General features: G+C 39.2%; 18 protein-coding genes and 1 pseudogene. All 19 read right to left on the bottom strand.

What is annotated here, in order from left to right:
- Positions 1-28 precede the first annotated feature (28 nt).
- The gene (locus tag VER_RS03820) at positions 29-1,003 is read right to left on the bottom strand and encodes a 3'-5' exonuclease (RefSeq protein ID WP_162099557.1); all 975 of its coding nucleotides are present in this window, start codon (positions 1,001-1,003) and stop codon (positions 29-31) included.
- A complete protein-coding gene (locus VER_RS03815) occupies positions 1,003-2,058 on the bottom strand; it encodes a glycosyltransferase family 9 protein (RefSeq protein WP_162099556.1) in 1,056 nt (351 codons plus the stop codon). The genes VER_RS03820 and VER_RS03815 overlap by 1 nt, the downstream gene beginning before the upstream one ends.
- A gap of 14 nt (positions 2,059-2,072) precedes the next feature.
- On the bottom strand, positions 2,073-3,086 hold the full coding sequence (locus VER_RS03810; protein ID WP_162099555.1) for a glycosyltransferase family 9 protein: 1,014 nt from the start codon (positions 3,084-3,086) through the stop codon (positions 2,073-2,075).
- The gene (locus VER_RS03805; RefSeq protein ID WP_162099554.1) at positions 3,086-3,613 is read right to left on the bottom strand and encodes a D-glycero-beta-D-manno-heptose 1,7-bisphosphate 7-phosphatase; all 528 of its coding nucleotides are present in this window, start codon (positions 3,611-3,613) and stop codon (positions 3,086-3,088) included. The genes VER_RS03810 and VER_RS03805 overlap by 1 nt, the downstream gene beginning before the upstream one ends.
- Positions 3,614-3,663: 50 nt before the next feature.
- Positions 3,664-4,629 (bottom strand): ADP-glyceromanno-heptose 6-epimerase, encoded by a 966-nt coding sequence (gene rfaD, locus VER_RS03800; RefSeq protein WP_162099553.1) that lies wholly within the window; start codon positions 4,627-4,629, stop codon positions 3,664-3,666.
- Positions 4,626-6,107, bottom strand: coding sequence for a D-glycero-beta-D-manno-heptose-7-phosphate kinase (gene rfaE1, locus VER_RS03795; RefSeq protein WP_162099552.1), 1,482 nt, complete (start codon positions 6,105-6,107; stop codon positions 4,626-4,628). The genes rfaD and rfaE1 overlap by 4 nt, the downstream gene beginning before the upstream one ends.
- Positions 6,097-6,681: a D-sedoheptulose 7-phosphate isomerase gene (gene gmhA, locus VER_RS03790; protein ID WP_162099551.1), complete on the bottom strand. Its 585-nt coding sequence runs from the start codon at positions 6,679-6,681 to the stop codon at positions 6,097-6,099. The genes rfaE1 and gmhA overlap by 11 nt, the downstream gene beginning before the upstream one ends.
- Before the next feature lie 12 nt (positions 6,682-6,693).
- Complete coding sequence (locus VER_RS03785; protein ID WP_162099550.1) at positions 6,694-7,623, bottom strand: dipeptidase; 930 nt, start codon at positions 7,621-7,623, stop codon at positions 6,694-6,696.
- Positions 7,620-8,084: a transcriptional regulator NrdR gene (gene nrdR, locus VER_RS03780; RefSeq protein WP_162099549.1), complete on the bottom strand. Its 465-nt coding sequence runs from the start codon at positions 8,082-8,084 to the stop codon at positions 7,620-7,622. The genes VER_RS03785 and nrdR overlap by 4 nt, the downstream gene beginning before the upstream one ends.
- Before the next feature lie 118 nt (positions 8,085-8,202).
- Positions 8,203-8,985 (bottom strand): annotated as a pseudogene (locus VER_RS03775) (VirK/YbjX family protein); the annotation flags it as partial.
- A 374-nt stretch (positions 8,986-9,359) separates the two neighbouring features.
- Positions 9,360-12,806: a pyruvate carboxylase gene (locus VER_RS03770; RefSeq protein ID WP_162099548.1), complete on the bottom strand. Its 3,447-nt coding sequence runs from the start codon at positions 12,804-12,806 to the stop codon at positions 9,360-9,362.
- 105 nt (positions 12,807-12,911) lie between these two features.
- A complete protein-coding gene (locus VER_RS03765; RefSeq protein WP_162099547.1) occupies positions 12,912-13,607 on the bottom strand; it encodes a hypothetical protein in 696 nt (231 codons plus the stop codon).
- Between the two features lie 7 nt (positions 13,608-13,614).
- Complete coding sequence (locus VER_RS03760; RefSeq protein ID WP_162099546.1) at positions 13,615-14,955, bottom strand: M18 family aminopeptidase; 1,341 nt, start codon at positions 14,953-14,955, stop codon at positions 13,615-13,617.
- A 213-nt stretch (positions 14,956-15,168) separates the two neighbouring features.
- Positions 15,169-16,569 carry an anion permease gene (locus VER_RS03755; protein WP_162099545.1) on the bottom strand — a complete coding sequence of 467 codons (1,401 nt, stop codon included), beginning with the start codon at positions 16,567-16,569 and terminating at the stop codon, positions 15,169-15,171.
- 125 nt (positions 16,570-16,694) lie between these two features.
- Positions 16,695-17,522 carry a P-loop NTPase gene (locus tag VER_RS03750; RefSeq protein WP_162099544.1) on the bottom strand — a complete coding sequence of 276 codons (828 nt, stop codon included), beginning with the start codon at positions 17,520-17,522 and terminating at the stop codon, positions 16,695-16,697.
- 219 nt (positions 17,523-17,741) lie between these two features.
- Positions 17,742-18,938: a PLP-dependent aminotransferase family protein gene (locus VER_RS03745; RefSeq protein WP_162099543.1), complete on the bottom strand. Its 1,197-nt coding sequence runs from the start codon at positions 18,936-18,938 to the stop codon at positions 17,742-17,744.
- A 138-nt stretch (positions 18,939-19,076) separates the two neighbouring features.
- Positions 19,077-19,823 carry a TVP38/TMEM64 family protein gene (locus tag VER_RS03740; RefSeq protein ID WP_162099542.1) on the bottom strand — a complete coding sequence of 249 codons (747 nt, stop codon included), beginning with the start codon at positions 19,821-19,823 and terminating at the stop codon, positions 19,077-19,079.
- A gap of 183 nt (positions 19,824-20,006) precedes the next feature.
- A complete protein-coding gene (locus VER_RS10480; protein ID WP_162099541.1) occupies positions 20,007-21,092 on the bottom strand; it encodes a YadA-like family protein in 1,086 nt (361 codons plus the stop codon).
- A 413-nt stretch (positions 21,093-21,505) separates the two neighbouring features.
- Positions 21,506-23,935: a YadA-like family protein gene (locus VER_RS10310; protein WP_202922118.1), complete on the bottom strand. Its 2,430-nt coding sequence runs from the start codon at positions 23,933-23,935 to the stop codon at positions 21,506-21,508.
- Positions 23,936-24,266: the final 331 nt, after the last annotated feature.

Raw genomic sequence — 24,266 nt, 5'->3', positions numbered from 1 at the left:
CATCCTTCCTAATTATTACATGTATAACCTAGCGTTTTTGCTTTTGAGCCGCTAAGCGAGCCAAATAGGCTTCTTCCTTCAATCGATTTTGTTCCGTTCGCTCAGCATACAAAGTTTGTAGTTTCTCCGGTGCTTCGGTTAGCATCTTCGTTACATAATAACGCAATACATTGCCCCGTTTCATATACTTACCAATGCGCCAATGAACAGCCAACAAGCCATGATGGCGACAACGGCCTAAACTGAGGAATTTATCGCCACTAAGTCGCTGAATTTTCTCCAAGGTAAGCAACGTTTGACACAGGGGGCAATGAGCATGTCGTACGCGACTATCATGCAATACTACTCGCTTATCGGTAAAATTTTCATAAATAAAAAAACTAAGCGCTTCTGGAAAATACGCCGGTGAATAGGTATGCTTTACAATCTCTTCATACTGAGCAATCCCTTCTGCTAAGGGAATCGCTTTGCATACGCGACCTGTAAAAATCGAATCGTTCAGCGCATCATGGGCTGGTAAATCATCTTTAGTAATGGCTAACTCTTCTAAGGCTTTGCTCAAGGCCACTTGCTGCGTGTTGCCATGTTGTAAATGAGCAAAAATAAGTTGCGCATCATACCAAGTGTGCTTAATCCGGCTCGGCATACCAAATAATCTTAAATTTTCCCGCAACATCACAATATCATCAGAACCCCAAGTCAATAAAACAGCCTTGGGGCCACACCAATTTTCAAAACTACGATAGGCTTGCCCAAACGAAACACCTAGGGATAAATCAGCCGCCGAAATATGCGTTAACTTTTCTACATGCTTATGCATCCGCGTTAAATACTGCGGTTTAATAAGCATGCTGAAGGTATCAATTAATTCTAACTTCGCATCTAATTTAACCGCCCCAATTTGAATAATTTCTCCCGATACAGGCAGGCCGGTCCGCTTCATAAAACTAATATCATTAGCAAACGGTTGATTCCATTCTAAATCAAAAATTACATACTCCATTAGGATTCCTCATTTCCGGTTTCACAGAGCAACGATTGGGCTGCCTCGATAACGGACTGAGTAGAAATAACGCTAACCCCTTTATAATTACCTTCTTTAATAATTTTTTTCATGCTCTTGCCCACTTCATACGTATCCATGGACTCTAATACTACACAATTTTGGGTATAAGGCCCATAGAATTTAGGATTGGATGGACCATATAGAGCAACTAGTGGCACATGTTGACTAACCGCTACATGCATAGGACCTGAATCATTCGTAATAAATAAACTACAACGGCGAATAGCCGCCGTTAATTCACCTAGACTAAACTGGCCCGTAGCCACTACCGGCTTATGATGCATGTGTACAACAACAGAGTCCACCATATCTACATCCATAGGACCACCAAAGAAAATAACTTTATATCCCTTTTCACAGAAGTAATCAGCCACCTGGGCAAATCGTTCTTGTGGCCAACGTTTCTCTGGTACCGCACTGCCTACATTAAAGCCAATGACTGTATCGACTTCAGAAATACCATGCTTTTGATAAAAAGCATCTACCGTAGCTTCCCATTCAGGGCAAGTGTAAATTTCAAGCCCTTTATTAGACGTATCTGTGACCCCTAATTGCTCTAATACGTTAATATACATATCTGCTGCATGCCGTGTTTTACGGTCTAAGCGTGTATATTTTGTCATAAAAGGTCTAAATAGAAAATGGCTCATCCCCGTAGTAACTTTGCCATGCAAAGCCCAAGCAAAAAAGCTCGTCCGCTCATTAGGATGTAAATTAATGACAATATCAGGACGCCCCCCTGATTGACGCACATATTTGGCAATATTTTGTAAGGCTGCAATACTATTATCGCGCCCTTTTTTATCGATACAAACGATGCGATCCACATTAGGATTATACTGCATGACTTCTTTTAACTTTCGGTCCATTACAAAAGTAATATGACTATCCGGTGCTGCTTGTCGCAACACATGTAAAAATGGGGTCGTTAAAATAACGTCGCCTAAATGCATTAAGAAGGTGACTACGATTCGTTTATGATTTAACTCCATACAAACCTCCTTTATTATAATAGGGCTTTTGCTGTATCCCACACTTGATCAACCGAAATTTGAGCCATACAGCTTGGATCATCGATTAATGGATTTTCCGGTGTTGCTTTGGATGTAGGTGACACTATGCAATGAACATAGTCACCGCCATAAGGACCCGTTCGCTCAGGCGAAGTAGTCCCATAGAGGCCTATTAGCGGCCGCTTTAAAGCATTAGCAATGTGTAAAGGACCCGTATCAGCACTTATAAATAACTTACTGCCACGAATCAGTTCAATCAATTCTTCTAAACTCGTCTCCCCGGTCATATCTAATACGGCGTCACTTTTCACTAGGTCTTTAATCGCTTGTGCCTTGGCGCTATCACCAGCAGCACCAATAAGGACTACATACTGTTTAGCCTCTACAAGACGCTTAGTTAATGCCCCAAAATGACCAATAGGCCATTCTTTAACGGCCCAACGAGCACCTGGAGCCATCACTACATAATCATGTCCTTCAGGTAAACCGGCAGCCATTAATTTTGAAACGCAACTAGCCGCCGCTACCGGTGACTCTTTAACAGGAAATTCTACCCCCGTTACATCGCCCCCCAATGCCCGTACTGTATCTAAATAGCGCTCAATCACATGACCATATTTATGAGGCCCCACCAAAGCTTTATTAATCAGCTGACTACCTTCACGCAGTTCCCAGTACCCATATTTTTCTTTCGCCCCTGATAGAGCAGCCACAATAGCACTTTTAGCTAAACACTGTAAATCAAGACACATATCAAAATTACGACTGTGCAATACTTTCCGTAAAGACCATAAATAACCTAGAGATTTTAATTTTTTCTTATCAATCAATACAATATCATCTATCCATGGTTTACCTGGTAAAGGACCACTAAATTGTTCATGCACTGCCCAGGTAATATGCGCATTAGGCCAATTTTGGCGAATCGCATACAAGGTGGGCAACGCATGAATCACATCACCAAGGGAACTCATTTTTACGATTAATATACGCTTATAATCTTTCATTAGACCGTCCCCTTCGCTGCTATTTCATATCGTTGTAAAATAGGTAACAAAAAATCGTTTAAATTAGTGCCGTCAAATAAATAACCGGCAATGCCAGCCGCTTCAGCAGCAGCTACATCCGAGGCTTTATCGCCAATCATAAAACTTTGTGCTTTGTCAATGTCATAGTCAGCCATAGCCTGTAATAACATACCAGGCTTAGGTTTACGACAATCACAATCTCTAGTAAAAGCCGGCACATTGCCCTTAACATGATGCGGGCAATGATAAAACCGAAGAATAGGAGCTCCCTGTGCCGTAAGACGTCGATTCATTTCTTCGTGGAGGATCTGCATATCAGCCTCAGTATAATAGCCACGAGCAATACCACTTTGATTGGTTACAACAATTAAGTCATACCCTGCTTTTACCGCTGCCTCTAAGGCCTCAACAGCACCTGCTACGAACTTTAACTCTTCTACTTTATACAGATAATTGACATCTTCATTAATCACGCCGTCACGATCTAAAAATAAAACCTTCCGCATGAGCTCCCTCTTCCTAACAATTACAGCGCATAACCTTCATTTTAGTAAAATTACCGCACATACCCTTCATTATGATCCAATAATTCACAATATTCAGCCACAGCTTCTTCTAAATTCGTAAAGCCTTTATCATAGCCTACGCCCATAAGTTTTGTTGTATCTGCTTCCGTATAACTTTGATATTTGCCCTTCAATACTTCGGGAAATGGAATATACCGTAAAGAACCGGAGCCATTATAGGCAATAACGGCTTTCATAAAACGATTAAAGCTTTTTGCTTCCCCTGTACCACAGTTAAAAATACCGCTAATTTCTGGATGTTCCCAGAAGAAGAAGTTAACATTCACTACGTCTTTTACATAAATAAAATCACGTACTTGTTCGCCATTGCCATAGCCATCTGTGCCTTCAAACAATGTAATTTCACCAGTTTCACGAAGTTTATAGAACATCTGGCGCACCAAAGAAGCCATGTTACCTTTGTGGTTTTCGTTAGGACCAAATACGTTAAAATAACGTAAGCCTACCACTTGAGATTGCAATTGTCCTTCAAAACGGCGTAAATAGCGATCAAAGAACAATTTAGAATAAGCATATGGATTTAACGCTTCTTCGCACTCAGGGTTTTCAGTAAAACCATGGGTGCCATGGCCATAGGTAGACGCTGACGATGCATAGATAAATGGTACACGCCGTTCTTGGCAATAATGGAATAAATTCTTAGTGCCTTCAAAGTTATTATGCATCATATAACGGCCATCATAATTCATGGTGTCAGCGCAAGCCCCTTCGTGAAAAATCACTTCAATAGGACCAATATCAAACGTATTAGCCGCTACCGCTTCGTCGAAATCAAGGCAATCTACATAATCATAAAAATCTAACATCTGTAAATTGCGAATTTTACTGCCATCCGTCAAATCATCAACAATTAAAATATCATTCCGGCCTCGTTCGTTCAGCTGTTTTACAATATTACTACCTATAAAACCAGCACCACCAGTAACAATTATCATAATAATCCCTCCTGCACTAAGGCCTTAATCTTCTCTATAATACCAGTCGTTGAATATCCTTCTTTAAATGGTAAAATAATAACTTTATCCACAAACTCACGACCAATAACTTGTTCCACCGTATAGTCGCCGCCTTTAACCAAAATATTAGGCCGTAATTCACTCAATAATTCAGCTGGTGTATCTTCGTCAAAAAGGACTACCCCATCTACAAAACCAAGGGCTCCCATCAGTTCAGCACGCGAAGATTCTGAATTAATAGGACGGGCCGCTCCTTTTAGCCGTTTTACCGAAGCGTCTGAATTAAGGCCCACTACCAAATGATCACCTAAGCGAGCAGCATCACGCAAATAGGACAAATGACCACTATGTAAAATATCGAAACAACCATTTGTAAATACTACAGTATGACCTTCATTTTGCCACTGCCGAATCTTAGAGGCCATTTCTTCACGACTATAGGCTGTAATAGGGTCTGCTTGACGATGACGAATAGACTCCCATAACTCCAATAGTTCTTGACGATGGATTGGATAGGTCCCTACTTTAGATACCACCACTCCAGCCGCCGCATTAGCCACATGTAAAGTCCCCCGTACAGTTAGCCCCGCAGCCATAGCCGTAATAATCATAGCCACCACTGTATCACCAGCACCACTTACATCAAATACGTCTTGCTGCGTTGCTGGGTTGTGCCAAATCTGCCCTTGATTACTTACAATTGTAATGCCCTTAGCAGACCGAGTAGCCACTACATAATCAAAAGACACATCCCTTAAAGTTTCTTTAGCTGCCGCTACAATAGCCTCATCTGTATTTGGTAAGGAGCGCCCAATATATTCACTTAATTCTTTTACATTAGGTGTAATAAAAGTGGCCCCACTATACTTAGACCAGTCATTACCTTTAGGATCTACAATTGTCTTAATCCCTTTAGCATTGGCTAACGAAATAACGGCTTGTAAAACCGTTGGCGTACAAACGCCCTTGCCATAATCAGAAATAACAATGCCATCAAGCCCCGTTTCACAAAGGTCAGTAAGCCATGCCAATAGTTCCTTGGCCTCTTGCTCAGACACGGCAACAGGTTCTTCAAAATCTAGACGCATCATCTGTTGACGGCCACCAAGAATACGCATCTTGGTAGTAGTCTGGCGACTAGCTAAGCGCAAAACCCCTTCATGATTAATATGTTCTGACTCTAGTAAAGTCGTCAACAAATCACCATGACTATCTAAGCCCGCTACACCGCCAAGAAATACTTGGCAGTCTAAATTCGCCAAATTATTGGCTACATTAGCTGCCCCACCAAGCACCTCTTTTACTTCAGTCACTCGATTGACCGGCACAGGTGCTTCTGGTGAAATGCGGCCTACATCGCCAAAGACATAGCGATCCACCATAATATCACCAATAACGGCAATGCGCAAAGCTGGTAATTTATTGGTTAAAAATTCATGGATTGTTTTACTTATCATACTCTTCTTCCACCAATTCACAGATTATATGGCCCACTAAAATGTGCATTTCTTGAATACGAGCTGTTACCTTAGACGGAATTGCTAAGGTAATATCACAAATATCCTGTAGCTTACCGCCCCCTTCACCGGTGAAGGCAATCGTATGCATACCTGTATCACGCGCTTTAAGAGCCGCCTTTACTACATTAGCACTATTACCGGACGTAGAGATGCCAATTAACACATCACCAGCACGGCCTAATCCCTCCACTTGACGGGCAAATACTTCGTCATAACCATAGTCATTAGCTACAGCCGTCAAAATAGAAGTATCCGTAGTAAGCGCAATGGAAGCCAAAGAACGACGTTCTTTCTGAAACCGACCAATTAATTCGGCCGCTAAATGTTGCGCGTCTGCTGCGGAACCGCCATTGCCACAGAATAACACTTTATTACCTGCCGCTAACGCCGTTTTACAACGTTCAGCAATGAGTTGAATCGTTTCCATTTGCTCCATCGTTTGACCAAATACATCCAAATGGTCCGTAAAGCGTTCCGCAATTAAAGGATTAATCTCGCCTGCTAATTCCATACTAGCCTCCTCTTATAAAATCGTCTGTAATAGACGTTCTGCATTTTTACTGAAAATTTTATCTGTATCATCTTCGCTAAGACCAGCGGCGCGAAACGCTTCATACAAACGAGGCATTTCACTAGCATCAGCAATTTCCGTATCAGGGCGAATGCCATCAAAATCCGTACCTAATGCGACCACTTCCGAGCCACCTACATTACGAAGATAAAGGCCATGTCGCACTATATCGTCAATTTGACTCACCCGATGAGTCCCTAAAAAGGCTTGCGCAAAGTTAAGGCCAATTACGCCACCTTTATTAGCAATTAAACGAATTAAATCATCCGTTAAATTACGAGGATGGTTTGTCAAAGCCCGTGCATTAGAATGGGACGCAATAAAAGGTTTATTTAAAATTTCACCTAATTGGAAGGTACCAGCATCATTCAAATGAGAGCAATCCACAATCATCCCTAGTTCTTCCATATATTGTACAAACTCGATGCCTTTAGGAGTTAAACCTTTTCCTTCATGTTCTTTGCCATTTGGATAGGATAAACCATTAGGAAAATTCCAACTAATTGTTATTAAACGCACCCCATCATCATACGCTTTTTTTAAACGCGTCAAAGAGCCTTCAAAAACGCCCCCTTCTTCCACGGATAATAAGGCACTCAATTTACCAGCTTCACGGGCTTTAACAAAGTCACCATAAGAGCGAACATGAACGATATCAGCTGCATAGCGCTCCATTTGCTCATTAAAGAGTTGACGCATCGCTTCATAACGACCATAAGGGTCTGTTTCTTGATCTAATTCTACAAATAGAGCAAAATCTTGAAGCGTATAGCCTCCTTTTTTTAATTTAGGAATATCTATTTTCCAAGGATTGTTACCTAGATCACCTTCTGTTGGATGGTCTATAAGCATCATTATAGTATCACAATGTAAATCTATCATTTGGACTCCTCATGATTACGCAAATCCTTTAACACCGCTACAAAGGCTTGCACATCCTCAAAATTACGATATACCGAAGCAAAGCGCACATAAGCAACTTCATCAATATCTTTTAATTCTTTCAAGACTAAATCACCAATTTCTGAAGACTTAATCTCTTGCTGTGAACGATTGCGAATAGCATCTTCCACATTTTTTACTATATTCTCTAAGGTCTCACGAGGAATGTTACGTTTATTGCAGGAGCGCAATAAACCATTTAATAACTTACTCCGATCAAACATTTCATAACTACCACTGGATTTAATCACCATAATCGGTACATCTTCAATCACTTCATAGGTTGTGAAACGTCGACCGCAAGCTAAACACTCACGGCGACGGCGGATGCTATTATCATCATCGGTAGCACGGGAGTCCGTTACTTTATTCTCAGTATGTTTACAATAAGGACATCTCATGAGTACACCTCTTTTCGCTAACTTATTGGCTAGGCTATACAACAAGCCTATATTCTAAAACCTTTCGCTATTCTATTAACCGCCTAGCTACCTCATATAACAAAACTAGTAGGTTCATTTATTTTGCGACTAAATATTGTTTACTATTAGCTGCCATTTCTTCAATAAACTGATCTAGCATTTCATAACGTTTACGATACATATTGCGTTTATGAGTCTTCGCGGTTTCATAAGTCTTCCGTTCCTCTTCCAAAGGAATTCGGAAATATTTACTATCTTCTGGACAAACAGTGCCACCTAACTCTTCCCAGAAAGGATCAAATTGAACTTTCTTAGAGCGATTACCGCGAATTAAATGGCTATTCGTATAAAAACCTTCATCAGAAATAGCATATAGTGACGAAATCCCCATATTTGTTGCTAATTGGCGCATCAAAAAGAACATAAAATTCTTAGGCCGATAACTATGCATTTTCTTAGTAATCTTTTTAGCCTTTTCCAAACCATTACGAGAGCCTTGAATCGTACCAATCCAAATACAAGGTTCCCCAGCAAAGCCATGCCCTAAGCGGAAATTAATATGATATACCCAATCCCCAGCATAATTCAAAAATAAGCTTAAAAAGCCCTCTTTACGCTGGCCCGTATGAAACCAAAGCTCACTTTTTAAATTCAATTCTTCGTTTCCCCAAATAACGATAGCATGACTTACATCCGGATTATACATCTCTGTAATCGCCTGTGGTTGAAAATATTGAGGCAACATATCAAAGTGCTCTTTAATCGCTTCTAAACGTTGCTGTGCAGACGAATTCTTAAATAAAAATACGCGATTAATAACTTCATAAATGCCTTCATGGCGCTCCAATAAATTAGGTAATGGCTCATAATTAGCGAAATACTCCGTTAGTTCGGTTAACTATTTCTTATTCTTGTATGACCGACCAACAAACAAAGTAATTCGTCGTTTTTCACGCCAACTCTTATAGCCATAAATTGAACGACCTAACTCCCATTGTTTTTTCCCATACGAAAACATGCCAACACTCCTAACATAATACCTGTTATTATCAATATCTTGTATTCTATAATTTTACAAACGCCTTATATGGTAAAGGGTTTCTAATCTATTGTAACACGAATTTACGAAAAGGACTATCAAAGTCCACAGAAAAAAAGAAGAGGCCCTAGGGCCTCTTCTAAATTAGCATGAACACAATATCAACAATATTGATGTTATACATTCATACACGATTCAATTGTTTGAAATGCTAATTAAGAGTTAGAACGGTCTTGAATCTTAATCAAGCAATCGCCACTTTCGATGCGACTACCTTCACGAACATATACTTCCCCAACGATACCATCGATAGGCGAGGTAATTGTTGTTTCCATCTTCATCGCTTCCGTTACGATTAAAGGTTCACCCTTCAAGACGCTTTGACCACTCTTAACGAGGATCTTAACAACGGAACCGGATAAAGTAGCACCCACTTCACCGGGTTGTGTTTTATCCACTTTATGACGTACCACGCCTGTTGTTTTAACGTGTTTATCACGCACTTTAATATCACGTGGTTGACCATTAAATTCAAAGCTAATAATACGATTACCATCTTCATCCACTTCGCTGACATGGATTAATTTAATAATCAACATTTTACCTTTTTCAATCGTTACGTGGATAGATTCACCACGACGCATACCAAAGAAGAAGGTTGGTGTATCAAGTACAGAAATATCATCATAATCGCTATTGAATTCTACATAATCACTATATACTTTTGGATATAAGCAATAAGCAATTACATCTTCATCAGTAGCTGGCGAACCCATGTCCACTAATTTCTTACGAACATCTTCAAAGTCAACTGGTTCTAAAGAAGCACCAGGACGACCTTTCAATGGTTTCTTGCCCTTTAAGATAATTTTCTGCAATTTTTCAGGGAACCCTTGATATGGTACACCTAAATAACCTTGGAAGAATTCTACTACTGATTGAGGGAAGTCTAAGGTTTCCCCTTTGTTGTAAATATCTTCTTCAGTTAAATCATTTTGTACCATGAATAAAGTCATATCACCAACTACTTTAGAGGATGGTGTTACTTTAATAATATCACCAAACATCATGCTTACTTGATGATATACTTTCTTAACTTCATCCCAACGTTCGCCAAGGCCAACACTCTTAGCTTGTTGTTGTAAGTTGGAGAACTGACCGCCTGGCATTTCATGTTGATATACTTCAGTGCTAGGATATGGATTTGTTTTATCTACCCCTTTATAATATGGACGAATGGATGCAAAGTAATGAGACATCTGTTCCATGTAGTTTGCGTCCATTTCAGGCTGACGTTCATGACCAGACAAACCATAATATAAGGAGTTCATGCTAGGTTGGCTAGTACCATTAGCAAAGGCGGAATACGCCACGTCAACTACATCAACGCCAGCATCAATTGCACGACCATAGCTATAAATAGCATTGCCAGCCCCTTCATGAGTATGTAAATGAATTGGTAAATCCACTGCATCTTTCAAAGCAGATACCAAATTATAAGCCGCTTGAGGTTTCAAAAGACCAGCCATATCTTTAATAGCAATGATATTAGCCCCAGCTTTTTCCACTTCTTTCGCCATCTTCACATAATAATCTAAATTATATTTAGGACGACTTGCATCTAAAATATCGCCTGTGTAGCACAAGGATACTTCAGCAATCTTATTCTGATTGCGTACTTCATCAATGGCAACATGCATATTATCTAAGCTATTCAAGCTATCGAATACACGGAATACATCAACCCCATTAGCAGCAGCCAATTTAATAAACTGACGAACTACATTGTCTGGATAGCTAGTGTATCCAACAGCATTAGCCCCGCGAAGCAACATCTGCAACAATACATTTGGTACTTCTTTGCGGAACATACGCAAACGTTCCCATGGATCTTCGTGTAAGAAACGATACGCTACGTCAAAAGTAGCGCCACCCCAACATTCTAAGGAGAATAAATTAGGAACCCCACGCGCTGCTTCCCCCGCAACCCGAGCCATATCAACGGTACGCAAACGAGTAGCAAATAAGGATTGATGCGCATCACGCCAAGTTGTATCAGTGAAGTAAACTTGCTTCTGTTCCATCAACCATTTAGAGAAACCTTCTGGACCTAATTCATCAAATTTCTGTTTAGTCCCTGCTGGTGGTTTAATAGAAAGCAATGGTGGCATCTGAATTGGTTCAAAATCAGGCACATCTTGACGGCCTAAACCTTGATAGCCATTAACCGTTACATCTGCAATATAACGCAACATTTTAGTACCACGGTCACGAACTTGTTTGAATACGAATAATTCAGGATGTTCATCAATGAAGTTTACATTACAAGTACCAGCTACGAACTCTGGACTTTCTAGTACATTGATTAAGAAATGAATATTCGTCTTAACCCCACGAATACGGAATTCACGTAAGCAACGAAGCATTTTCTGAATTGATTCTTCTGGTGTTAAAGCCCAAGAAGAGGCTTTTACAAGTAACGAATCATAGTAAGGTGTAATAACGGAACCAGTGAAAGCATTACCACCGTCAAGACGGATACCAAAACCACCGCTAGAGCGGTAAGCCACTAATTTACCAGTGTCTGGCATAAAGTTGTTACTTGGATCTTCTGTAGTAATACGGCACTGAATCGCTTGACCATTACATTCAATCTTTTCTTGTGCAGGAATCCCCACTTCTTCATCAAATAAAGAATAGCCTTCCGCTACACGAATTTGTGTATGAACAATATCAATACCAGTAATTAATTCAGTAATAGTATGTTCTACTTGAATACGAGGGTTAACTTCAATGAAGTAGAAATTGCCATCATTAGTAACGAGGAATTCTACCGTACCAGCCCCTACGTATTTAACATTTTTCATGATTTTAACAGCCGCATCACAAATGCGCTGACGAGTTTCTAATGGCAATGCGAAAGCTGGTGCCATTTCGACTACTTTTTGATGGCGACGCTGTACGGAGCAGTCACGTTCATATAAATGAACTACATTACCGTGGGTATCGCCCATAATTTGAACTTCAATATGTTTTGGTTCAACAATTAATTTTTCAACATATACATCGTCATCGCCAAAAGCCATTTTAGCTTCAGACTTAGCGCGATCATAGGCTTCACGAAGTTCACCCATAGATTCAACGGCACGCATACCGCGACCGCCACCACCATTAACGGCTTTAATCATCAATGGGAAACCATGTGTTTTAGCAAACTCTTCAAGTTCTTCAAAATTATTAAGAGGCCCATCACTCCCTGGAATCATAGGAATGCCAGCAAGTTTGGCCTGAATACGTGCATTTACTTTATCCCCGAACATTTCCAAATGTTCTAAACGAGGGCCAATGAAAATAATCCCCTCTTCTTCACATCGCTTAGCAAAACGAGCATTCTCTGCCAAGAAGCCGTAGCCTGGATGGATAGCATCTACATCATGTTCATGGGCAATGCGAATGATATCTTCAATATCTAAATACGCATCAACTGGTTTTTTCCCGCGCCCTACCAAATAGGCTTCATCCGCCTGATTACGGTGCAAGGAAAGTGAATCTTCTTTTGAGTAAATAGCTACTGTGCGAATTCCCATTTCATTACACGCACGGAATACACGAATAGCAATTTCGCCTCGGTTGGCAACCAACACAGATTTAATTTCTTTCATGAGACTTCCTCCTCAACATTGTTACCTCTCTACATTGTAGAAGTATTCCCTCCAGAATGCAACCTTTATTTTCCATGTATACACTATACATACATGAGATAACCTTTAGTGATACGTAATCAAAAGCCCTATAAAATACAAGGCTTCCAATACCATAACAATCCCCATTAATCGCTTGAACCAGAAGATGCCCGTACGATAATTTGGCCGGGTCACTAACTTAGCCAATCGTTCTAAACGATTAGTGAGCCAAAATACAGGGATTAAATAACCAATAATAAAGGATATAATTAAAACAGACGCCAATTTCCAACCGGCAATCGCAATTGTAGCTACTAGCCATACATAAATTGGCAATCGATCATAACGCCACGAAAGACCTACTAAGAGGCCTTGACGAACAATGGCTAAGGTCCGCTGCCACGGTGTACCCCGCCGTTCTAAGCGACGCTCTTCACGACTCCGTAACGGTGACGGATGAATAAAAGCGACCCATTCAAATGCTTGTAAGGCCACAACGATTAATAGAACGGCCCAAATAATATAAGCAGCGCCACCAATACTGTAAGGGCCTAATATCCAAGACCCTAAGACGCCCACTACAATAATAGAAGCGGTCATACCAATGGCATAATAAATACGCTTATATATATGACCAGCGAGCCGTGGCAAAATAGTGGCCACCGTTTCAGGCACTAAGGACATGCCTAAGCCGGCCAAGAAAATCAAAACAATTAAAATAAGCTTACCATAGGGCGTATTCAAGGCGTCCGTAATAAGCACTGTATACTCTGTTAACATAGGACTCCTATCGTAAAAACGCTCTCATCAAGCTTTCTAATGCTTCCTGATCATTGGCCCCCATCGTTTCACGAGCCGAATGCATCGCTAATATAGGCACCCCTACATCCATGGTACGCATAGTCAACATAGCGGAAGAGATGGAACCTACTGTAGAACCACCAGGAATATTAGAACGATTTACATATATTTGATATGGAATGTTATTAGTTTCACATAAATCTTTTACGGTAGCCATAGCCCACGCATCACCAGCATAGGACTGACTGGCCGCTACTTTAAGGACTAAGCCTTTATTTAAGACAGGCACATTCGTCACGTCATTCTTTTCGGGATAATTAGGATGATACCCATGAGCCACATCAGCCGATATCATAAACCCACCAGCTATATCAGCATACAACTCTTCCTTAGTATGTCCGGTAGCCATATAAATACGCTCTAAGATTTGCATCAGCAAAGTAGATGCGCCCCCCTGCTTCGTGCGACTCCCTACTTCTTCATTGTCAAATAAAGCAATAAGGCGCAAGCCATCTGGTGGTATCAATGACTTTGTTGCCACTATACCTTCTAAACAAGCCATGCAAGACGTTAAATTATCAATTCGTGGCGAACTAATAAATTCATCGTAACGACCAAAAGTTGTTCCCCCTTCTACAGGATATAAGGTCAATTCATAGGATAAAATATCCTCAACCGGTCGTTTTACCTGCTCACTTAAGAACTGTAACCACTCATCAGCCTTCACAGCAGTTGTGTCATCCTTAGCTACTGGCGCTCCTTCATGACTAGTAATCGTCATTGGTTCAGCCCCATCCAGCATCATAAAGAGTGGCATCATGTGAAGCTGCTTATCTAGCGCTACGCCCTCATTAATTGAACGATTCATATGAATGGCTAAATTAGGAATCGTCAATAACGGACGGGCCATATCTACATAATGTAGTTCTGGATGAAATGGATCATCAGACCGCGTCGCTACTACCCCAGCCATAGACAAAGGCCGGTCTAACCATGTATTTAAAATTAAACCACCATAGGCTTCTACATTTAATTGACCATAACTTTTATTTGACATTATAGGATTAGGCTTAACCCGAAGGGCTGGAAAATCAGTATGAGCCGATGCAATTCGTAAAGAATCTCGTAAATCACTACCTGCATAGAAAGCAATGAGCGTCGTATCATAGACTTTAACAAAATAAGCCCCATAGTCAAACGACCATATATCATCTAGTTGTAATTCACGAAAACCGTTCGCTTTCAAAATTTCGGCACTTGCTTTCACCGTATGATACGGCGAAGTGCTATTATCTATATATTCTAATAAACGTGCTACTGTGTTCATAGTTCACCTCACATGCTCAACTATATAGATATTATAGCACAATTACTAATAAAACAAAAAAGAAGGCTTTGTCTACATTGATTAGAATTTTAATCATCCTAATCAATGAAACAAAGCCTTACTTTATACTCTTTTCAAAATTCAAGTAACTAACAATTCACTACCTATGAATATATAACTAATAACACGTATTAAAACTTACCAATTTAAAACTTACCAAAGCCCTAATACTTTCCACCAAACGGAACCAAGCCCTAACCAGATGATTAAGTTCACTACCGAAGCGATGAAACCAAGGCGCCACCAAGTATTCTGCGTCATATAGCCTGCATTGAAACAGATTGGTGATGGACCAGCTGCGTAGTGAGTCAAGGACATACATAAGTTGGAGAAAAAGGCAAAGGCAAACATAGCTAAGTATGGAGGCGTACCTGCACTAATAGCTACGGCTACGAATACTACATACATAGCCGTAATATGTACGGTAAGACTAGCAAAAATATAATGTGAATAGGTATATACCAATAAAAGAATTAAGAAAGCGGCTACCCAGTTAATGCCTTGTACTTCAGCGCCTACCATATCAGCAAACCATGGAATAAAGCCCAATTTATTAAGCTGCGAAGCTAAGGCCATCATAGTACCCATCCAGATTAAGGTATCCCAACCGCCTTTTTCTTCCGTTACGTCAGACCAAGTTAATACTTTAGAAATTAAAAGAATACTTACCCCAAGTAAGGCAACCGTAGTGGCATTAAGACCTGTAAACTGGCTAGTAGCCCACAAAATTAAAGATAAAATAAATACACCGAGCATTACTTTTTCAGCAAAACTCATAGCCCCTAAGCCCTTTAATTCTTCAGCAATATGAGCTTGAATTTCACGAGTATCTTTTAATTCTGGTGGATAAATAAAATACAAAATCAATGGCATAACGATTAGTGCCACCAAACCTGGTACGATAGCAGCTATTGCCCAATCGCCCCAGGTAATTGTATAACCGAAAGAAGCAGCAATTAAGGAAGCTACCAAAGTATTGCCTGCCATGGATGTCATAAACATAGCAGATGTAATCGTGTTCCCTTGATAAATTGTTTGAATCAAAAAGGCCCCAATTTTGCGAGCAGTTGGACCTGGTTCTGAGCCAAAGGCCGAAGCTAAGGACTTAGTAATTGGAAAAATAACCCCGCCTGCACGAGCCGTATTAGATGGCGTAGCTGGCGATAAAATAAAATCACTAATTACTAAGGCATAAGATAGTTTCAACGAGTTACTACCTACCGCCGTAATCAAGGTATACGCAATACGTTTACCTAAACCAGTTTTAATAAAACCACGAGAGAATAGAAATGCAGCTACGATTAACCAGATTGCTGTATTAGCAAACCCAGCTAAACCATCGCCAATTTTTAAAGTATTTGTGACTGCGGAAATTACAATACTAAGAATAGATAAGGCCCCGATTGGCAATGGTTGTAAAATAAAACCTAAAATAGTACCAGCAAATATGGCAAATAAATGCCACGCTTGTGGTTTCAACCCTTCTGGTACTGGTGAAAACCATATGGCTAGCCCCACTACGATTGGAATAATCCAAGACATATACTTTTTCATGAACACGCCTTCTTTCTGATAACAACTTTGTTACTTGAATAATGTCTTATATATAAAAAACACAGGCTACTCCTCTTTCATACATTAAAGATGAGCAACCTGTGATAAGAGTCCGCAAGCAATACCTATTGAGGCAATTCGACGGATTCTAAGTTCGTTTTGTCAATCTCTTCTAACTTACCGGCATCACAAAGAGCTGCTACGTTTGGATCAATTGGTAAACGACCTAATAATAACAAACCATATCGCTTCAATACGTCATCAATATGACTATCACCGAAGATTTTGTAATCCTTGCCATTATCTGGACAATGGAAATAGGAGAAGTTTTCAACAACCCCAATAATTGGAATCTGCATGAGTTCAGCCATTTTCACAGCTTTTTCTACAATCATAGATACCAAATCTTGTGGTGAAGTCACAACGACAATTCCATCTAACGATAAAGACTGGAATACAGTTAACGCTACGTCACCTGTTCCTGGTGGCATATCCACGAATAAATAATCTAAGTCTTTCCAAATTACATCAGTATAAAACTGTTTTACCACGTTGCCCACAATAGGACCACGCCAAAGGACAGGATCCGTTTCATTTTCTAGCAAAAGGTTGACAGACATCACATCAATGCCACCTTCAGAAGTCAATGGATACATGCCCAATTCGTCAACATGAGCTTTACCTTTAATACCAAATACTTTAGGAATCGATGGGCCTGTAATATCACCATCAAGAATCCCTACTTTAAAACCACGACGAGCCATAGTAATGGCTAATAAAGACGTTACGAGGGATTTACCTACGCCACCTTTACCACTGACTACGCCAATAACGTGTTTAACACTGCTTAATTCATTAAGTTTTGCCGTCAAATCTGGCGGGGTTTGTTGAGCACTACCGCAAGATGAAGCTGACGCGCAACCGCTGCAGCCACCTGAACTGCCACATGCCATAATCAACACCTACTTTCAATCAGCTATTGCTGTTACTTATATAGAGTTTGTGAAGACATATATCTTCTTTTAAAGTTTATCATATTCATCAGCTTTTTTCAATATAATAGAGCGCATGGTAATCATAACCAACGGTTATATACTATACGCTCCTTACGTTTTTAGTCAATTTAATCAATTTATTCTGCTAAATAACTAAATTTAAGTATTATTTACTACTTATTTAATAAATTCCTTCGTCAATTGCCCTACCATCGTCATTCCTTTTACAATATCTTCTTTTGAAGGATAGGTAAAACTGAAACGGAAAGACTTACCTGCCGGCACGCCATCCGCCGCAAAGGCAGCACCTGGCACAATGCCTACTTTGTGTTCCATACAAGCTTCAAAGAACGCATCACAATCTACCTCATCAGGCATAGTCATCCATAAGAACATACCACCCGTAGGTTCTACAAATTTCACTTTATCACTGCCATGTGCGCGGAAAGTGGTCATCATTAAATCAGCTTTTTCTTTATATACCTTAGCTACATGCTGAATCTGAGCATCATAATCTAATACATCTAATAAGCGTGAAACAACCCGTTGCGTAACCAATGGCATTTGTCCATCAGAATTATTTTTTAAAGCCTGAATCGCTTCAATCGCTTGCTTAGGGCCGTATAAGAACCCAACGCGCAAACCAGCTGATAACGTTTTAGAGTACGAACCAGCATAAATAACCCGATTATCCACATCTAGTTCCTTAAAGGTTGGCACCACGTGGTCCGTGAAACGAATTTCACCATAAGGGTCATCTTCATAGATAAATAGATTATATTTAGCCGCTACTGCATAAATTGCTTTACGACGTTCTAAAGGCATAGTAATGCCCGTAGGATTTTGGAAATTCGGAATTAAATAAATGTATTTACCTTTGCCCGACTTAGCTCGTTCTTCTAAGGCCTCTGGGAGCATTCCCTCATCATCCATAGGAATACCAATCGCTTTGGCTCCTACATTGCGCACTGCTGTAATGCCATTCGTAAACGTATATGCATCCATATATACTTCATCGCCTGCTTCACACAGTGTCCGTGGCACTAAACCTAAGTCCTGACCAGCACCAATAGAAATCAATAATTGCTGTCCTTCCCTAGGCATATGACGAACTGTAATTAAGCGTTCCACCGTCTGCTCAGCTAACTTAGCATCCCCTGCCATAGGGCCATATTGTAATAGCTCAATCGGTTTGCTATTCACCACATAATCAAAAGCTTCTTGAATGGCTTTCACGGGAATAGCTTCTGATGCAGGATTGCCAATACCAAAGCTAATAAAGCCAGGAATACCGGCACCACGTTCAAACACTTTGCGAATAAAATTAGGCCCTTTCAAGGTCGCTTTGTCGGGAATTTGAAATGTAAAACTCATACTACTCTCTCCTTTTACCTACTATGCTACTTACGCTACTAATCATACAAGCGTGCCCCAAGGAGCACGCTTATACGTAATATAATTATTTATTTTACTATGAAATATGTCTGTTGACTACCCAATGATGTAATTTCTTTAGTCCTTACGCTCATGCTTAGGTTCCTTAGGCTCATGCTTAGGTTCAATCTTAGCATGTTCACGCTTTTTCATCCATCGCTTATAACCGAACCAAGCAATGATATAAATAATAGTTGCTACAACGATGATAATCGTCAAACGATCTAAATGCTGATGTAGCATAACAGCATCATGACCAACCACAACTTCTAAAGCCGTCGAAGGAAATTTACCAATTAAATTAGCTATTGCATAATCGCGCAAACTGATTCGACTTATAGCCCCTAAGGCTGTAATAATGCCTGATGGAAAATAAGGAATCGTCCGAGCAAACAACATGACTGCTAAACCATTGCTACTACTGAAATCATCTACCTTTAGGAGAAATTGACTTTTCTGAATTAACTTTTCCGCCGAATCACGCAATATATAGCGCATTAGCATAAAACTAATGATAACGCCCACCGTTTCAGCTAGCCACGAAATGATGATCCCTGGCACAATGCCAAAAATTAAACCATTAGCGGTAGAAAAGAAAATAGATGGTAAAAAACCAGCAATATTAATAATCACATCAAGGATAAAACTAATAATAATCGCCCAGGCACCATAACTTTGCAAGACTTCGGCAATATGATGCACATCGCCAGTGCCTAATAAATCAATCATATCCTCATAAAACCCAGGTACGATGAATTCCAAACTAGCTAATAAGAGCACCGTTATAATGCCTATAATCACTTTTATCTTTGTTTCAGCTTTCATATATCTTCCTTATTCTTAGCTCTCGCTTATTATTTACACGTCCAATTATCTTTGATACTTAATTTACTTATCTTTGTTACATAATCTACAACTTATAAAGAAAACCTTCTACAGTACAATATTGTACCATAGAAGGTTTTCCCTTAATAGTATTATATAGATTTGTTATAGTTTGTTTAACAATTATAAACCTACTTTAGCTACTAATTGTTCAATCACTTTACGCTGTGCTTGAAGTTCTGCCTCTTGCGCAACTAAACGTTCTTGTTGCGTTGCCACAGTGTTTTCTAAGTTAGTATTTTTAGCCCGTAAATCTTGTACTTCAGCATTTAATTCACGAACAGCAGTTGGGTCATTAGCTCGTACGCCTTCACCTTTTTCACCAAAGCGAACAGATACACCTGCATTCACCATTTTTTCGTCACCAAAAGTGCCGCCTAAGCTAAATAGTAAATCTTCATTAGCTTGATAGAACCCACCAAGTGCTACTGCCTGTTCCCCTTTATAATTACCAAAACCGGCTGCTACGGTGAATTTATCGGTTGCATCAAATTGAAGCGGATGTAAAGCTGCTAAAGCCGCTGCCGAAGCACCCACTTTATCTACACGATTATCTAATTTACTAACACGATTATTAACAGAAGCTACATCCTGTTTTAATTCAGTTTTAGTATCAGCAATAGCCGTAGCATTCGCTTCAATAGCGGCTTTATTAGTATCAGTTAAGTCCACTACCTTTTTCAATTGCGCTACATTTACTGCGTCAGTATCTTCAGAGCCAGCTGCTACATTAGTGATTTGACGGGTAATTGTATTATTAATTTCTTCACCAGATTCATTTAAAACTGTTGTTTCACCACCAACAGAAATAGCACCTGCATTAGAAACCCATGCCTCTGATGCTTCAGTAGAAGTATTATGAGTAATAGGATCATATCCTTTTATATCACCAGTGCGATTTGCCACTGAATACGCTCCTAAAGCTACCCCGTCTTCAGCAGTTGTACTGCTCATAGATCCAATAGCAACACCGCTAATCCCGGTTTTTAGATTTTCAGAAGTATTATTAGCTGTATTATCAGCAGTAACGCTTGCACCATAACCAATAGCTATAGATTCATCGCTTTCAGCAAGCGAATAATCACCTGCAGCAATTGAATATATTCCTAAATTCTGAGGTGTAGCATCAATAACTTCATCTGCTGCTAATACACTGTATGAACCTAACAAGGTAGTCGCCACTAATGTGCTTAACAATACTTTTTTCATTTTACATCGCTCCTATTCTCTATGTGTACCATTTAATTTTAAACCTGAAAGTTTTCATTACTTTCACCATTTAACTAAATGTTTATTTTGATTAAAACAAACATTTATAATAAATTTATTTAAAATTATAATTCAACATGAATTATGAGTCAATTATAAAAATTCAGATATTACTCATTTAATTATTTTAATACTATTCTAAAATTTATATGTTCAAATCATAAAACTATATGAACTAACCTCACCTTTTACTCATTTATTTTAAAATCAATGGAATAACATCAATAAATATAAATATATAAAAAAGACAGCCTTGTTTTATCAACAAAGCTGTCTTGCTTTATAAAATATAATATTCTCCTGATAAGACTATAAATTAACGAACTTATCAATATGTCTAAACACGATTAAAATTACATGCCAACTTTAGCCATTAACTGTTGAATTAATGCACGTTGTGCTATTAATTCATTTTCTTGTTTAGTCAAACGTTCCTGTTGTGTTGCTAAATCTTGTTGTTGCGTTGCAACCGTGTTTTCTAAGTTAGTATTTTTAGCACGTAAATCTTGTACTTCAGCATTTAATTCACGAACAGCAGTTGGGTCATTAGCTCGTACACCTTCACCTTTTTCACCAAAGCGAACAGATACACCTGCATTCACCATTTTTTCGTCACCAAAAGTGCCGCCTAAGCTAAATAGTAAATCTTCATTAGCCTGATAGAACCCACCAAGTGCTACTGCCTGTTCCCCTTTATAATTACCAAAACCGGCTGCTACGGTGAATTTATCGGTTGCATCAAATTGAAGCGGATGTAAGGCTGCTAAAGCCGCTGCCGATGCACCTACTTTATCTACACGATTATCTAATTTACTAACACGATTATTTACTGAATTCACATTATCATTAAGAGTAGAAACTGATGCCTCTAATCCATCTACACGATTTGTCACTTCTGTAACTGTAGTAGACACATTAGTCACACCAAGTTGATCTTTTAATTTTGTAACAGACTCATTCGATAGTTTTAAATTGGAACCATCTACATTAGCTTTGCTATCTAACTCTGGTTTTACTGCCGCTTTGATAGCTTCATTCGATACATTAACAGCATATGTTGTTGGTTCACCATCTTTACCATCTTTTGGAGTTACCGTTGTATTTACACCGTCTACAACTTTTACAGCCTCTTTAGCTAACTTAGAAATATGAGCATCAGTTGCTTGACCAGCAACTACACCTTCTACGGCTTTATTAATGGCATTAGTTAATGTTGAATTCGTAATAAATGCATCATTACCTGTGCCAAGGTTTGTTTTTAACTTATCATAATCAAAAGACAGTGTATAGTCCTTTGCAGTATCAGTATTAGGATTAGCTTCCACCTTTACATACGTATCACTACTTGATACTTTAACTGAGTCTGTTGCTAATTTCTTTATAGCTGCCGTGCCGGCCTCACTTAGACCAGTTAAATCGGCTGCTACAGCACCACTAATTTTATACACAGTACCAACATCACCCTTGGCAGTATCTGTTACATCTTCAATTTTGATGTTAGAGCCTTCAACAAAAGATACTTTATTAGTATCCATAGCTTTTACTACACCCTTTAATTGAGCTACGTTGACTGCATCAGTATCTTCTGTCCCTGCTGCTACATTGGTGATTTGACGGGTAATACCGGCATCTCTATCACCTACAGACACAGCACCACTGGTAGATTCCCAAGTGGAAACTAAATTGGCATATTGTTTAAAATCGTCACTGCTAAAATAAGCCTTGCGAGCTGTTCGAATAGCATTTTCTAATTTACCACGTTCAGCAATTAATGAAGCCAGAGTTTTTCCTATAGCTTTTTTCTCATCCTCTGTTTTAGTTCCCTGCGTTAAGCTCTGAGTAGCCTTTGATATTTGTTGGTTTAAATTTGTTAATTGATTATTATACTCTGTTTCTTTTGCCACATATGTGTCTTTCAAAGATTGGACTTTAGAGGATAACTCATTTATCTTATCTTTATCGGCATCTGATAAACCAACAATATCAGCATTTGATTGTAACACAGCGTTTGTTAGTGGGTTGTAACCTAATTTTGTTGATTCCACACTAGCTACTGAATATTCGCCTAATGCAATAGCGCCCATAGCGTTTGCCTTAGAATCAGATCCTAAAGCTAGGGATGCAATTCGATTTGAGGCTGCTGCACGACCTATAGATACACTTTCATATCCATTTGCCTTTGCCTCATGACCAAATGCGGCACTGCCATAGCTATTACCAATTGCATTATAGCCAACAGAAGTAGCCCGATGTGCTATCGCCTTTGCATTATAGCCTACTGCCAGTGAATAATCGCCATCAGTTTTAGCCGATTGCCCTAATGCCATTGAATTAGTAGCTCCTGCAATAGCTGAAAGGCCAACAGAAATGCCACCTAATTTAATAGTTCTAGCCTGAGTCCCAATAGCAATAGCACTACCATTATTCGAATTTGGATTTAGCAGACCATTCGCAAGCCCCATGGTCTGTGCGCCATTGCCAAGTGCTATATCTGCTTTTTGTGCTGCCAGGCTTTTATTGCCAATAGCAACCGAAGTTTCTTTGGTTGACATGGCGCTGTTCCCAATAGCAATCGAGTCTGTTCCAACAGCACCATCATTATTATAGTTACTACCAGCTTCAGCATTAGTTGAGTTAATACTGATATAGTTTACTTCACCTGCATTATTAGCACTGGTATCTGTATCAGCGGCTTGAACACCTAATGAAGATAATCCAACTGTACCTACTAACACTGTTGTAATTAATTTAGATAACATCTGTTTATTCTTACCTACTAACATTGTTTTCCCTCATTTCTGATATACACTAACATACATAAAATTTCAATACTATTAATCCAGCTAAAATTTTCCTTTAATAAAAAGCAAAATATTATTTAGTTATATTAATATATTAATGAAATTTTCATATAACATCATTACAATATGATAGTACAATTATCACAGAATAGTCAAATATCAATGGACATTCATATGAGGCTATTGTCTTTTAATACGATACTTATAATAAAAATGCAAATACATTTAATTTTTTAAATATTATAACAAGCCAGTTTTTAACAGTATTTTCATAGTTATAAAAAATTCATATTATTTTAGGGTTATAGGACAA

The organism is Veillonella sp. R32, from assembly GCF_010093125.1.
In the GTDB taxonomy this organism is placed as follows: Bacteria; Bacillota; Negativicutes; order Veillonellales; family Veillonellaceae; genus Veillonella_A.
Note: the sequence above shows the minus strand (reverse complement) of the source record. Positions and strands in the feature narration are given on the sequence as shown.